The following is a 14,492-nucleotide window of genomic DNA, read 5'->3' as shown; positions in this document are numbered from 1 at the left end:
GGTGGAGCGAGCCAGGGAGAACCCGAAGTGGGCCATTGGTTGCGTCGCAGTCGTCCAAATGGAGGCGAACCGTGACCATTTTCTCTAAAATCTTGGCGGGAGGAAGCACATGGAGCACGCCTGCTTTAATAGTCCACGGCCCCCAGCCCGAAAGCTCAATGCGCTCGGCAATGGCGATGGCACGATCCTGGTGCCAGCCCACGTGCCAGTTGGCTCCGGGAACTTTATCAAAGAAGATCGCACGGGTCGGTATGGTTGCCGCGCCCGTGAGAGCGAGCACACGCGGATCGGCGGCAATAGCCTGCACGTCACTCAGGGCTAGGATATTGCGCCGGGCGTAGACACTCTCGCCGCGCTGTGAGGCATCCCCCGCGCTTTCGAGTGCTTGTTTTAGCTGCTCAATGGTGAGCACATCCAACACTTCGTGTACTCGCTGATAGCCTACTTGGTCAAACATCCGTGTGAGTATACCCGATGCCTTGCGCGGCGCGGTATAATGCCGCCGTGCCCGAAAAATTGCTGGGAATTGCACTGATTGGTTGCGGAGGAATGGCGAGCCACTACCGCGCGGTCTATGCCCACTGCCCACAGGGGACTTTTCGGCTGGTTGTGGATGTCAACGCTGAGATTGCGCAGAGCGTGGCGAGCGAGCTGGGGGTCACCCGCTGGTCTACGGACTGGCGCGAGGCACTGGCAGACGACATTGATGTTGCTGATATCTCCACACCCAACCACTTGCATGAAGAACAAGCGGTAGCACTGCTGAACGCGGGCAAGCACGTCATTATCCAGAAACCTCTCGCCCCGAGTGTCGCGGCCTGTCATAATATTGTCAAAGCGTCGCAGATGAGTGGGAAGAGTGCGGGTGTCTATCTGTCCGATTTGGAAGACCCTGCCGTCTGGGACTTACAGGCGATGGTGCGTCAGGGACGCTTTGGCCGCATCACCGGGATTCGGGCACGCTATGCCCATAGAGGCGGCCTCATGGCAAGCCCAAGTGCGTGGCGCGGTTCGGCGGAGAAGACCGGAGGCGGCTCGTTTATCCAACTGGCGATCCATCACATCAATCTCGCCTCATGGTTGCTTGGGGAAGAGATTCTCTCCGTGATGGGTTACGCCAAGAACTTGATGTGCACAAATATCGGCGGTGACGACACAGCAGCCTGTGTGGCGGAGTTTTCGGGCGGCGCCATAGGCGTTTTTGAGTCCGCGTGGAACGCAGAAGGCACGTGCTTCCAGCTCTACGGCTCCGAGGGCAGCGCTACGATCCACGGCACCGAGGGCGGACGAATCGAAGGGAAAGTAGGGAAGCCCTTTGTTGGGCACACTCTACAAACCGATAGCGCGGGGCGATTTTGTCGCGAGGCTGTCAAGACCGTACGCGGCTCTGGGGGTGGGTTTGATCAGCATCTTGCGTTTCTCGATGCGGTCTGCCAAGGACGACCGCCTGTTGTTCCCGTCGAGACTGGTCGCGCCGATGTGGCAGTCTGCAATGCCGTAATTCGTTCGGCAGAGACGGGACGTCGTGTGACTATTTCGGAGATTTTAGAGGAAGCTTTATGATACTCATTGCTCTACTGGCGCTGGGGCAGGTTCCCCCGAAGGCAACACCCAAAGCGCCGCCAACACCTAAGCCCACGGTAGTGGTACCCAAGCCTGCGCCCACGGTCATCACGCAGGAACCTGCGCCTTGGGAGCCTTCGCTCCTGTGGCGAACCTCGATTAAGCGGGGTGAGGGAACGGCAACGATCGGTAAAGACGGTGCTTATGTGACCGGGGCGACCATGGTGCACCGCTTCAATAAAGAGGGCCGTACCGACTGGTCTACAGAGATTGGGGCGACACAGAGTGAGCTAACACTCGACGCGAAGCGGGTCTATGTGGGTTCGGAGCGGGGGACGGTCTACGCGCTGGATCGCCAGAGTGGGGCAGTGGCCTGGAAAACGACTCTGGGGGGCTCCGTGCGAATGTCACCTGCTGTGATTGGCCAGCAGGTGATCTTCGAGTCGTCGGATAATGGCGTCTATGGCGTTGATCTGGCCACGGGATCACAGAAGTGGAAGTTCATCCGCCCTGATGGTGCGCTTGGCTACTCCGCCCCCGTTGCTGGCCCCGAAGGCAGCGTCTTTGTTTGTGGAGAGAGCGTGGTCTATCGCCTCAGTGCGGAGACAGGCCAGGAGCTCTGGCGCTCCTCGGTCGGTGGGAAGTCACTGGGGACGGTTTCCTACGCCAACGGACGTGTCTATGTTGCGGGCGATGGAGCGGGCGTGATCGCGCTGGACGCCGAGACGGGCGAGCGACGCTGGCGCTTTAAAGTCGAGAACGACAAGACGGGGCCAGACTGGTTCGGCTCCCCGTTGGTCGTGGGAAGCACGCTCTATGTCTCGACCTACCGCCGCAATGTCTATGCGCTGGAGACAGCCACCGGAAAAGTTCGGTGGTCCACCAAGATTCTTGGCCCGGCCCTGAGTCGCCCCGCGCTGGACGAAAAACGGGAGGTGCTCTATCTGAGCAGTGGCACCTACCGCGACAATCCCACCCTGACCGCCCTCAATGCCAAGACTGGCGCACAGGTCTGGGACTACAAGCTCGGCTACACCGCCGCCGCACCGGCTCTCTCGGGCGGACGGCTCTATCTCGCATCAACGAATGGGTACTTCTATGCATTTTCAATCCAATAGCGCTGTGATTAGCGCCCCTAAGATCGGTGGCTTCTGGCTTGGTTGCCAGGCCTGGACTTTTAACAAGCGCACGGTTCCTGAGGCGATTGCCCTCACGGCGAAAGCGGGGGGCAAGACCATTGAGTTCTTCCCTGGGCAAAAGCTCGAAGCGGGCGGGGAGGGGCTTGGCCCCGGCAACTCCGACGCCACAATTGCCAAAGTCAAGGGGATGTGCGAGCAGGCAGGCATCACGCCCGTAGCGTTTGGAGTCACGGGCTTTGGTGCCAAAGAGGACGAGTGCCGCAAGCTCGCGGAGTTCGCCAAGAAACTAGGCATCCGCACGATTGTGACGGAGTCTGGCCCCACGGAGCTCAAAGTCATGGAGAAGTTCGTCAAAGAGCTGGATCTCTATGTTGCCATTCACAACCACCCACGCCAGCCGAAGAACCCGAACTATAAAGTCTGGGATCCCAAGTATGTCCTAGAGCTGGTTACTCCCTTTGACAAGCGTATCGGAGCCTGCGCCGACACGGGCCACTGGGTGCGTAGCGGCATCAAGCCCGTGGACGCGATGAAGATCCTCAAGGGCCGCATCCACGCCTCGCACCTCAAAGACCTCAACCAGTTCGGCGAGCCCCACGGCCACGATGTTCCCTACGGCACTGGCGTCAGCGATGTCCCCGCGATTCTGGAGGAGTTCCGCAAGCAGAACTACCAAGGACACCTCTCGATCGAGTACGAGATCAACGGCGATGGCCCTCTCGAAGACGTGGCCGCCTGCATTGGCTTTGTCCGTGGCCTCGGCTACGGCAAGAAGTAGCAGGACAATCTCTCAAAAAGCCCCCAGGCCGGGGGCTTTTTTTTGTGAGAAGTAACTTTTTCAGCGCTAAGGAGTCCTAGTGTACGAAAATGAAAATAGCACAAAAAGAACTGGATCCCAAGACCCGCCAGCAAGTCTTTGAGGCGGTCTGGAACCGAATTAATGCCACGCACTTTGACCCGACGTTTGGCGGCGTCAACTGGGCGGCGATGAAGAAGAAGTACGCACCCTTGGTAGCGAAAGCGCGAAACAATGCGGAACTCTACGGGCTGCTGAGTCGGCTGATTGGGGAGCTGAAGCAGAGCCACTTCGCCATTCTTCCTGCCGAAGCCTACAGCGTGAGCGAGGCGGTGGGGGCTGCCGCAAAAGGCGAGGGCGTGAGTGGGCTAACCCTGGGGATCATTGGGGGCAACCCGATTGTCTTTGCCGTAACAGAGTCCTCGGCGGGCCAGAAAGCGGGCGTGTTGCCGGGGGCCTGCATCGAGGCGGTGGATGGCAAGCCACTTCTGGAGGTGCTGGCAAGGCTCACGCCAGAGCAGAAGAAAGGCGGCTACCTCTCACGGATGGTTCTGACACGCGCTCTGGGGGGCGATGAAGGCCAGCGGCGGACACTTCGCCTGCGTGAGCCCGAGGGCAGCGTGCGCGAGGTGGATCTCACGCTTACCGCAGGGCCGCAGAAACGCGACAATGTCCTTCCCGGCTTTCCCCCGTTTCCCGCCGAGCTGGAGAGCAAGCGCCTGGAGGGCAATATTGCCTACATCCGCTTCTCGCTCTTTACCGCGCTACTCATGGACGAGCTGCGCAAGGCGTTCAAAGAAGCGGCGGATGCGCCTGGGATTGTGATTGATCTGCGTGGCAACCCCGGCGGCCTAGGTCCCGTGACCTATGCTATTGCTGGGCTGATCAGCCAGAAACCTGCGAGTCTAGGGATGATGAAGACGCGTAGCTCCGCACTCCAGTTCCCGGTCGTGCCGCAAGCGCCTCGCTACGCAGGGCCGGTTGTTGTACTTACCGACGAGCTCTCTGCCTCGTGCTCGGAGATCCTGGCGGGAGGGCTGCAAGAGCTGAAGCGGGCGGTGGTTATTGGGCGGAAGACGGCAGGAATGGTGCTGCCTTCAGCGATCGAGAAGCTGCCCGGGGGCGTGCGGCTCCAGTATGCCTTCGCGGATTTTAAGACCCCCAAAGGCGTCTTACTAGAGGGCAAGGGAGTCACACCCGATATTGCCGTGACGCTCACACAAGCATCTCTTCGCCAGCTCGGTGATCCGGATATCGCCGCCGCGCTGGCCTACTTTCAAAAAAAATAACACAAAACGGAGAAAAAATAGATGAATCGCTACGGTTTACTGACACTGGCAGCTTTTGTGGCCGCGCCGGTAGTTGCGCAGGCTCCTAAGCCCACAGGGGCATCCCTGATGGACAAGGCTGCCACGGTGATTGGCGGGGCGGCCTGGCTCAAAGTGCAGAGTTTTTCCAGTAAGGGAACGGTCTCGGTGCCTGCGCAGGGCATCTCGGGGACGATGGAGATTCAGGCACAAGCGCCTAATAAGTTCGCCATGAAGCAGAGCCTCAAGGGCATCGGGGACTCGTCGAGTGCGTTTGATGGCACGGTCGGCTGGTCAAAAGATCCCTTCACCGGTCTGCGAACCCTCGCCGGGGCGGAGCTTGCCTCTCTGAAAGCCCAGTCGGCGCTCTCGCTCCGTCCTGCGGGTTGGAAGAGCGTCTATAGCAAAGCTGAGGTTCTGGGAACAGTCAAAGTCGCGGGTGCTCCCGCCTACCGGGTGCGCCTCACCCCCAAAGTGGGCAACCCGGAGACGCAGTACTTTGATGTGAAGACGGGGCTGCAAGTGCGCAGTGACCAGACACTGGAGACGCCCAACGGCAAGATCGCCGTCGAGAGCTACTTCTCCGACTACCGCAGCGTGAGTGGCATCAAGATGGCCCATAAGATACGCCAGCTGGCGGGGCCGACCGAGATCGTGATTCTGCTCTCCGATGTCAAGATCAACGCCCCCGTTGAGGCCAGTGCCTTTGAGAAGCCTAAAGAGTAGCCGCCCCGTGAAACGGGGCGTCGGTTAGCCTCGCAAGCTCGGCTAGAAAGCCCGTGCCGGGCTACCGAGCCTATTCCCCAGCCCGGTACGGGCTTTCCAGCGCGAAGCGCTACCAGCCGCCCCGTTCACGGGGCGGCGAGATAAGTAAATGATTCATATTGAAAATCTGAGTAAGACCTTCACGGATAAGAAGCGTGGTGAGGTATTTGCCGTGAAGGGGGTCTCTCTGGAGGCCAAGCCGGGGGAGATCTTTGGGGTGCTTGGTCCCAACGGCGCAGGCAAGACAACGCTCCTTCGCATGCTTGCCACGATCCTCACGCCGACATCGGGCACGGCAAGCATCGGGGGCTACGATATCGTCCGCGATCCCGAGAAAGTGCGCGCTCAGCTGGGCTATCTCACGGGCTCAGCGGGGCTCTATGAGCGCCTGACGGGCCGTGAGGTTCTGCGCTACTTCGGGGCGCTCTACGGCATGGCTCCTGAGAAAGTCGAGGCGCGGATCCGTGAGCTGACCCGTGAGCTGGACATGTCCGAGTTTCTCGATGGCCGCTGCGACAAGCTCTCCACGGGCCAGAAGCAGCGTGTCTCGATTGCCCGCTCGGTGCTCCACGATCCGCCCGTGGTCTTCTTCGATGAGCCGACCAGTGGGCTGGACCTGATGGCGGCCCGAACTGTGGTGCGCTATATCCGGCGCTGCAAAGAGCAGGGCAAGTGCGTGGTCTTCTCCACGCACATCATGAGCGAGGTCGAGGCGCTTTGTGATCGGATCGCGATTATCTATGACGGCAAAGTGGCGGCTATCGGCACGCTTGCGGAGCTGCGTGAGCGAGCGGGTGCGGAGTTTTTCGAGACCGTGTTTCTACGCCTTATCGGTGTGGAGGAGAACTAGGCGATGGCGATGTGGCAGGTTGTTTTTAAGAAAGAGTTCAAGGAGATCTTCTCCGACTCACGAACGCGCTTCAATGTGATTGTGAGCCCATTGCTCATCACCCCACTAATTCTCGCCCTCGTGGGGAGCATGGCGCAGCGCCAGGCCAAAGAGAGCGGTGCGGAGACGATCAAAGTGGGCGTGGTGGGGATGCAGCGAGCCCCGCAGCTCATGGAGGAGCTCAAGGGCGCAAATAAGATCGAGCTGGAGCCGGTGGCCAGTGTGGAAGCCGCTGAGGCGAAAGTGCGCGACCGAAGCCATAAAGCGGCGATTCTCCTGCCCGAGGACGCCGATGAGCGACTCGGAAACGGCGACTCGATCTCGATTCCTGTGGTACAGGACGCGGGCAACGAAGCGTCGGAGCAGGCGGCAAAGCGGGTCAAGAATCTTCTCACCGAGCGCGGTGATCTGCTGGCGGCAAAGCGTCTGCAAGATGCGGGCCTCTCCAAGCAGCTCATCAAGCCGTTTCTGGTAGGCGATAAAAATCTGAAAGGCTCTGGCGGCAGTGGGATGCAGCTCTTAGCCACTTTCTTGCCCTATATTCTGGCACTCTCCGCGATCATGGGAGGCCTCATGGCCGCGACCGACTCGGTGGCGGGGGAGAAAGAGCGCGGGACACTCGAAACGCTCCTGGTGGCTCCGCTCTCGCGAAGAGACATTGCGCTGGGCAAGTTCTGCACTGTCACGGCCACCGCACTCGTGAGCAGCTTGCTCTCAGTAGTGGGGCTGTTCTGGCCGTTTTACATCAAGCTGCCGTTTTTTAACTGGATGACCCAGGACGGCCTCAGCCTAGGGCCCGCTGCCTTCGCGGCGATCTTACTGGTACAGCTACCTCTGGCCGTACTGGGCTCCGGTGTGCTTTTAGCGATCTCCACGATGGCACGCAACCAAAAAGAGATGCAGACCATGGTGGGGCCGATTATTCTAGTGGGAAGCGTGGGGGCGATGCTCTCCATGCTGGTGCGCGCCGATGCCGCGCTCTACTGGTCGCTGGTCCCCATCACCAACTCTGGCCTCGTGCTCAAGCAGGCGCTTCAGGGGATGCTCAACCCCACCTTTGTGGCCCTCGCCTGTGGAACCTCCGTGGTCTACGCCGGTATTGCCGTCGCCTTCGCCGCGAGTCTCTTCAAGCGCGAAAACGTCCTCGCCCGGTTTTAGTCCTCTCGATCAGAACGAGGGGACTGGAGAGCCTTTGGCTACAAAGGCCGTTCCGGCCATACCGAGTAGGATCGGGATTTATGGGCGGCACGCCCTTCGTAGCTTTAGCTCTCCAGCCCCGCCGCTCTAACCGGCGGGGGAACCTTTTAGCTCTGTTGAGTGTATAAAGAGGCACTATGGACGAGCAACTAGACAAAGAGGATGAAGCAATGGCAGAAGAGACAATCGTAATCGCGGGAGGCTGTTTTTGGTGTATTGAGGGCATGTTCACGCAGCTTAAAGGCGTCCTGAAGGCGGAGTCAGGCTACTGTGAGGCAGAGTGGTCAACCCCACTTACGAGCAAGTCTGCTCGGGGACGACGGGCCATGCGGAGGCGGTGAAGCTTACCTACGACCCTAAAATCATCACGGCTCGTGATATTTTGTCCATCTTCATGACGGTTCACGATCCCACGACGCTCAATCAGCAAGGCCCAGACAAGGGCACGCAGTACCGCTCGGCGATCTTCTTTAAGAATCCTGCAGAGAAGGCACTGGCCGAGAAAGTGATCGCGGAGGTGGTTGCTGAAAAAGTCTGGGGACGGAAGCGTATCGTGACTAAATTAGAGCCCCTGACGGTCTGGTATGTGGCGGATGAGTACCACCAGAACTACTTTACCAAGTTCACCAGAGCGGACTATGCCACGAAAATGAAGATGAACGCGGGCTACTGTCAGTATATTGTCGCCCCGCATGTTATTGAGTTTCGTAAGAAGTTTGCCGACCGGCTGAAAAAATAGCCTTGGCGGAGCGTATTTTAGTCCTCGGGGCGAGCGACCGGGGCAAGACCTACACGGTTCATCAGCTCGCCCGCGAGGCCGCCCGGACGCATAAAGTCGCGCTGATTGACGGCGACACGGGCCAGTCCGAGCTAGGGCCGCCAGGGACGGTGAGCTGGGCTTGGATGCAACCCGAGGGGCCACAGCGGGGCGGGACACGCTTTGTGGGGGCACTGAGCCCGGCGAGCGCTGCCCTGGAGCAGATTATCGCGCTCACGGAAGTCGTGCGTCAAGCAGAGACAGCGGGGGCGAACTTACTCTTTTTGGACACACCGGGCTATGTCAGTGGCCCCGGAGCACGTCGGTTTCTCGCGTCACTCGTGCAGGCACTCACCCCCAATCGAATCCTGGTTCTCGAAAAAGACGGTGAGCTCGGGAGCCTGCCGAGTCTTTTGGCAACCTTGAGTGGAGCCGAGCTAAGCCCGCTGCCGGTCGCCGATGCTGTCGTGCGCAAGTCTCCCAGTGTTCGTGCCACCCGCCGCCTCACGCGTCTTGCACGAGCGCTGGAAGGGGCAACCGAGCACCAGCTTGCCCTGGAGGGACTCACCACGCTGGGCGCGACTCTGGGAACGGGAGCGCCCATCGCGCCGCACCTTGCACGCTGGGCAGGCACCGCGCTTCGGCTCAACTGCGTCTATGGCGAGATCGCCGAGGGAACCCTGGCACTCTTTGTCAATGGCCCACTCCGCCCCGGCTGGGAGTCGCTGGTCGGGCTCACTCTGGATCACTTCCGCGTCACCCGTGTTCGTGCGATCTCCCTCACATCACTCGAAGGCGTGTGCCTGGGCCTCCACGATGAAAAAGGTCGCTATCTAGGAATCGGTCGCTTTCTGGGCCTCGACCCCGAGACCCAGCGCCTCAAACTCGCCACCACGGTTCCTCTTGAGTATCTTGCCCTCCTCACTTTTGGCCGCTTTCGCATCACCACCGATGGCCAGATGCTCGGGGAACTCAAGCCTGGCGAGCTATAATGGGCAATGCGCCCCAGACAAGCCGGTTTACCTCCCACAGATACCCTTGCTACGTTTCTTGAGCGGCTCTACTGGAACCCGGCGGAGCGAGGGCTGTTGCTGATCATCGCCCCCGAGTACTACCGCCGACAAACGCAGCCCAATGCGCCGCCACCGAGCTTTAGTCGTGGAGTGCCCACGACCAGCAAGTTTGCATCCAATAAGGCTACTTTTGCGGAAGGCGGGCCGCTCAACCCCGCGCAGATACTCCCAGAGTTTGGGGCGCAGGTGCTGCGCTTTGAGGGAATCAGCGTGGTCGCTCCTGAGCGGATGTTTGTTTTCCATCCGCGACCTTTGCCACTGAACGATGGGAGTAGGGTTGATTTCTTAGGCTTATCCGATCTTGGGTGGCCTTTTCTTGCCTCGCTGAGTGCGGAGCAGTGCCAGGCGCTCCTTGGCTCGGGGCTGGCTATCTCGCGGCTAAAAGAGGATCAGAAAGCACTCTTGATCAAGCTGGTCCCAACGCAGGGTCGGCTTCAGTTCACCGGAGTGTCGCCTTTTCCGTCGGATGCGAAAGAGACTCCCGTCTTGCCGCCTGGCGTTCTGGAGAGTGGCCAGCTACAGCTCCGTCAGACCCTGAGCCTCACGGGCTTTGCAAGTGGAAAAAAAGACAGCGAGATCAACTTCCAAGACGCAACACCGACAGAAGTGACAACGCAAGCCAGGCAACAACAGGTGGTGACCCTGCGGCCTGGCCCGGATCTTCGTAGCTGGCAGGAAGTAATTAATCCTTTTGACATCGCTCCCGCACGCACAAAGCCCCGCGCTCTGAATCTGGACACAAGTGCGCGGGTCTCGCTGGAGGGGGCCTCTGATGTGCAGACTCTGGTGCAGCGCCTGGCCACGGCAACACAGCTTCCTCTGCTTTGTGATCGCCGTTTGGGTGCGCACTCGGTCGTGATGCGTGGTGGCGGGAGCGTACGGGCAGGCGAGCTGCTCAAGGCACTCTGTCGGGGGCTGAACGCGAGTGTGCGCCGGGTCGGGTCTGTGTTTTTATTTACGGAGGATCAAGAGACCACGCGGGAGCTGGAAGAAAAACAACAGCAAGTTCGTGTGCTAAACCGCGAGAAAAACGCTTCGGCGAAGTTTCTGCAGACGGCGCTCGACAAAATAGACGCTCGTCGTAAGCTGATCCAGAATAAGTTTCTCAGCACGGTGCCTCGCAAGAGTGGCTCGCTGGCCCCGGAGTCGCTCTGGAAGCTCGCCTGGGAGCGGGGGGCAGCTCCGGCTGATTCTGAGGAGGACGAGGACAAAGATCCTCCCTCGCTTGCGATAGGGCTTTTGCCTGAGTCGCTTCAAAAAACACTGGTGCAGCGCGTTCAGCGGGAGGAAGCCGCCGCACGTCAGCGAACGCCGCCTGCGCTTGAACCGATAGCCATGCCGGATCGTGTGAGTGCAGATCTGGAGCTGGAGCTGAGGGTGAACCTGCCCACGCTGGGGGCGCACTTCACCCTGAGATATCTCTCGGCTTCGGAGATTCACCCCGACAAGAAATTTGCCTCTGGGGAGCCGGTAGTATGGCCCGAGGATCTGAAAACGCGGGCACTACTGGTGCAGTTGCCTAAGAGCCTAATCGAGATCGAATCGCTTGTCGGGCTTGCAAAACAAGCACAAGTGACGGAGCTACGGGTGCCCGTAGGGGCGAGCGAGGAGGAAGTTCGGATACTGATGGAGCTGGGCAAGAAAGCAAAAACTGCCGGGTTTGGCGTGCGCCCCGTCCTCTCGCCACTGACTCCGCTCCAGTCTACGACACCGCGCGAGACAAGCCTGCTGGGACGGACTCTGTTGCAGCACTTGAAAGCGTCAAAGGCTTGGGGAGGCTACATGAACGATCCCTCGCTGACGGAACTCCTACTCCCACTGGATATGGCAATTCCTGAGCTTCTTGATCTTCGCGCCTTTGCCGAGCGTGCCCGCCGCTTGCGTGCACTTCCTGGAATCACGGGAATCAGCCTGCGCGACATCGCCTTCGCACTGGGAGGGGCGACGTACGGCTGGGAAGCCTCGGGTGGCCTGGAGCGCCGTCTCGCCTTTTTAAAGCGCGAGCAGCTCGATCTGGCTGATCTTGACGATGTCCGGGGGGCTTGGACACTCTCAAACCAGCCGTCTACTCCCGTCCAGGCGATGCTTCGTACGCGCTGGGAAGCTCTCCAGTTTGAGCGACGCACTCTGTTTCTGACACGCTTGCACAAGGCGCTGAAAGAAGCGGGTTTAGAGGCCGTGGATGCCGAAAAAGGCCATTTTCAGGTAACCCGACGCTGGGAGCAGCTTCGGCCTGGTTTCTTTTTGCCGGGAGACGATAACCTGCTGGGCATCGCCCCCCTCGTCGCAGCCGGGCGTCCCGCACTGGGAGTGGTGCAAAAAACACTCTGGCCATTCTTTTGGCAATACGCTCCCAGCGGCACGGAGCTGCTGGATGAGGTCGGACGCCTGCGCTTCTTCCTGAACCAATCGCTACGTGACCTTCTGAAGGAGGAGAAAGAGAAGAAGCTCGCCGGAGCGATTCTCGATCTGTCCGATCAACCACTTCCTGAAGCACTCGCGACTCTGACGAGTGCCTTTGGAAAATCCCCGCTCCTCAAGTAGCGCCTACTGGTTGTCTTTAAACTCCTCGTACCACGCCATCTGGATCGCTTCCAGCTTAGCTTCGTTCGACGCAAGGGGGTCGTCGGCAAAGTCCGGGAGTGCCACTACCATCTTGTGCAAGTCCGTAAAGCGCACGGTCAGCGGGTCGGTGTCCGGGTTCGCATCGTAGAGCTCAATTCCAATATCTTCTGCATCGGTCCAGGTCATTTTCATAGCTTAAAGTGTACCCGCCGCCGCAACTTTTAGGCGATAGAATCCACTGGACTGTCCCCAAAAAAGTGTGGGGTAGATTGGGGCAAAAGACAACGTGAATTTTCGCACATGGGTAGAGGCCAAGAGCGGGCTTTAGCCTGCTTGTCGCATCAGCGGGCCGCTTTAGCCGCCCAAGACGAAATGACACCAGGCCGCAACCGCTGGGGCATATCGCACGTCTAGTGGTTCGGAGTATAATATGACCATGCCTGACGAGACCACCACGCCTTCCGCGCCGCCGCCGCTGCCTACCTCTTCTTCCTCATCCTTAAGTAATGCTCCCGCGCTTCCTCAGAACGAAGACCAGAAGCTTCGGGGAATCTCCCGCTCGCTGATGATCGCTGTCGGTGGGACGGGCCATAAGATCCTGCTCGACGTGCGCCAGCGCATGATCCAGAAGTACGGCTCGCTCGACAAGCTGCCCATTGTCTCGTTTTTGCTTCTCGATACCGACCAGGCCATCTTTGGCAAGAACCCGAACTACTCGGATGCGGCTAACCTAGACAACGCCGATAAGATCCACTGCTCCGTGCACGGCGTCGAGCAGCTACGCAGAAATCTGCGTGAGTACCCGCATCTCCGGGACTGGCTCGACCCTCGGACTCTCTCCGGAGACATCCATCAGGGAGCAGGTGCGGTGCGGGCGCGTGGCCGCCTGGCGCTCTACTGGAACTACGACACGGTTGCCCGGCGTATCGAGGAGGAGTACACCGAGATCACCAAAGATGCCAGTAAGGCAATCGCGATCAAGAACGGGATGCAGGTCTCCGAGGGCGTGACGGTCTACATTGTCGGCTCACTGCTCGGGGGCACAGGCTCGGGGATGTTTTTGGACCTTGCGTACACGGTCAAAGAGCTTTTCAAAGACCAGCGCATGCTGGAGATTATCGGTATCTTTGGAATCCCACCCAACACCGCAGCGGTCGCGGTGGACAACCGGCCCAACGCCTACGCCAGCCTGCTAGAGCTCAATCACTACACCGATATCTCTACGACGTTCACCGCGCAGTACAAGCCGGATCAGCCGGGGATCGAGAACGCCGACCCACCGTTTCGCTACACCTATCTCGTGGATACGTCAAGTCCCGCCGCCAATCTCGGGAGCGTGGACAAGATGGTCGAGATGGTCGGGCACTCGGTGTTCTTGGACCTGACCAGCGAGTTCCAGCGCCAGAAAAAGTCCAACCGCGACAACTTCGATCAGTTCCTGACCAGCCCCGATGACCTCGGGTGTGCCCAGAACTACCTCGCTATGGGTTTGGCCGCGATCCACTTCCCCAAAGATAAGGTACTCCACGCCTGCGCGAGCCGCTTGGCGCGGCAGATTCTCACCCGCTGGACCGAGCCCCTGGCGCGTGTCAGCAATGTGGGCGCATTTGCCGAGCAGGAGCTGGGGCGCCTTGGCCTCGATCCCGAGAATATCCAGCGCGGTATTCAGGTCGCCAATATCGAGTCGGGGGAGCTGCTGCGCGATTTAGCCTTGGCCTACTGGAACGGGGTGAACCGCAGCTATGGCGCGGCCTATCCAGGACACGAAAATGTCGGGGCTTTCTTAATGGCGCGGCAAGAGGAGCACCAGAGCCGCTTCACCGACACCGACCCGAACCCGGATATTCTCTCCAAGCAGCGTGCCAACCTCGGGGAGTATCTCTTCCAGATGCAGCAGAACCTGCGTGGGACGATCCCGGCCAAGGAGAACGCGCTCCGCAACTTTATCAGCGAGTGCGTTAACGATCCCAACCGGCGGCACGGGGTCGCGCGGGCCTTTCTAGACCATGCGGTCGAGCGCTTCCGGGCTTACGCCACGGAGCTGGGGCGAATGCGTGATGAAGCCCAGCCCACTCTGGCTCCGATTGCCGAGAGCCGGGACACGCAGATCTCCGAGATGAACCGGCTGGCCAAAGATGCGATGCTCTCGCTGATTATGGGAGCCAAGCGCAAAGAGATTGACGAGAAAAAAGAAGAGTATCTCACCCGCGCTCGACAGTGGGAGACGACACTTCTTGACATCCGGACGGCGGAGCACGCGATCTACTTCTACACCGGAATGCTGGGGGTACTGGAAAACCTCAAGACCGAGATGGACGCCTATATCGAGCGGATGAAGGGCTTGGAGGCGTTCTTTCATAAAGAGGAGCAGACCTCGGTGGAGAACCCGGTGGATGTCAATGGCCTGGTGATCTTTGACCGAGGGCAGCGCCAGGAGAAAG

The 14,492-nt window shown here is 59.7% G+C and carries 12 protein-coding genes and 1 pseudogene; 11 read left to right on the top strand and 2 right to left on the bottom strand.

Annotated features, from left to right (window positions below; translation table 11 throughout):
* A partial coding sequence (locus RMO15_RS24975; protein WP_309719047.1) for a phytanoyl-CoA dioxygenase family protein occupies positions 1 to 457 on the bottom strand: 457 nt, incomplete at its 3' end.
* Between the two features lie 47 nt (positions 458 to 504).
* On the opposite strand from RMO15_RS24975, the gene RMO15_RS24970 reads away from it, so the two are divergent.
* The 10 genes and pseudogenes from RMO15_RS24970 (at position 505) to RMO15_RS24925 (ending at position 12,030) form a co-directional block, all read left to right on the top strand.
* Complete coding sequence (locus tag RMO15_RS24970) at positions 505 to 1,563, top strand: Gfo/Idh/MocA family oxidoreductase (protein ID WP_309719044.1); 1,059 nt, start codon at positions 505 to 507, stop codon at positions 1,561 to 1,563.
* Positions 1,560 to 2,681 (top strand): PQQ-binding-like beta-propeller repeat protein, encoded by a 1,122-nt coding sequence (locus tag RMO15_RS24965; protein WP_309719041.1) that lies wholly within the window; start codon positions 1,560 to 1,562, stop codon positions 2,679 to 2,681. Before RMO15_RS24970 ends, RMO15_RS24965 begins: the two co-directional genes overlap by 4 nt.
* The gene (locus tag RMO15_RS24960) at positions 2,662 to 3,480 is read left to right on the top strand and encodes a sugar phosphate isomerase/epimerase family protein (protein ID WP_309719038.1); all 819 of its coding nucleotides are present in this window, start codon (positions 2,662 to 2,664) and stop codon (positions 3,478 to 3,480) included. Before RMO15_RS24965 ends, RMO15_RS24960 begins: the two co-directional genes overlap by 20 nt.
* 89 nt (positions 3,481 to 3,569) lie before the next feature.
* Positions 3,570 to 4,787: a S41 family peptidase gene (locus tag RMO15_RS24955; protein ID WP_309719035.1), complete on the top strand. Its 1,218-nt coding sequence runs from the start codon at positions 3,570 to 3,572 to the stop codon at positions 4,785 to 4,787.
* Positions 4,788 to 4,808: 21 nt separating this feature from the next.
* Positions 4,809 to 5,531, top strand: a complete 723-nt coding sequence (locus RMO15_RS24950; protein WP_309719032.1) for a hypothetical protein — start codon at positions 4,809 to 4,811, stop codon at positions 5,529 to 5,531.
* A gap of 148 nt (positions 5,532 to 5,679) precedes the next feature.
* Positions 5,680 to 6,420, top strand: a complete 741-nt coding sequence (locus RMO15_RS24945; RefSeq protein WP_309719029.1) for an ATP-binding cassette domain-containing protein — start codon at positions 5,680 to 5,682, stop codon at positions 6,418 to 6,420.
* Positions 6,421 to 6,423: 3 nt separating this feature from the next.
* Positions 6,424 to 7,617, top strand: coding sequence for an ABC transporter permease (locus RMO15_RS24940; protein WP_309719026.1), 1,194 nt, complete (start codon positions 6,424 to 6,426; stop codon positions 7,615 to 7,617).
* Positions 7,618 to 7,793: 176 nt separating this feature from the next.
* Positions 7,794 to 8,395 (top strand): annotated as a pseudogene (msrA, locus tag RMO15_RS24935) (peptide-methionine (S)-S-oxide reductase MsrA).
* A 2-nt stretch (positions 8,396 to 8,397) separates the two neighbouring features.
* Positions 8,398 to 9,405 (top strand): Clp1/GlmU family protein, encoded by a 1,008-nt coding sequence (locus RMO15_RS24930; RefSeq protein ID WP_309719019.1) that lies wholly within the window; start codon positions 8,398 to 8,400, stop codon positions 9,403 to 9,405.
* A 6-nt stretch (positions 9,406 to 9,411) separates the two neighbouring features.
* Entirely contained in the window at positions 9,412 to 12,030 is a 2,619-nt protein-coding gene (locus RMO15_RS24925; RefSeq protein ID WP_309719016.1) for a hypothetical protein, read from the top strand.
* 3 nt (positions 12,031 to 12,033) lie between these two features.
* On the opposite strand, the gene iscX is transcribed toward RMO15_RS24925, so the two are convergent.
* Positions 12,034 to 12,243, bottom strand: a complete 210-nt coding sequence (iscX, locus tag RMO15_RS24920) for a Fe-S cluster assembly protein IscX (protein WP_309719013.1) — start codon at positions 12,241 to 12,243, stop codon at positions 12,034 to 12,036.
* Between the two features lie 244 nt (positions 12,244 to 12,487).
* On the opposite strand from iscX, the gene RMO15_RS24915 reads away from it, so the two are divergent.
* Positions 12,488 to 14,492 (top strand): tubulin-like doman-containing protein (locus RMO15_RS24915; protein ID WP_309719010.1); only part of this gene is annotated, 2,005 nt, incomplete at its 3' end.

The organism is Armatimonas sp. (assembly GCF_031410135.1).
Taxonomy (GTDB): domain Bacteria; phylum Armatimonadota; class Armatimonadia; order Armatimonadales; family Armatimonadaceae; genus Armatimonas.
This window is presented reverse-complemented; position numbering and strand designations above follow the sequence as displayed.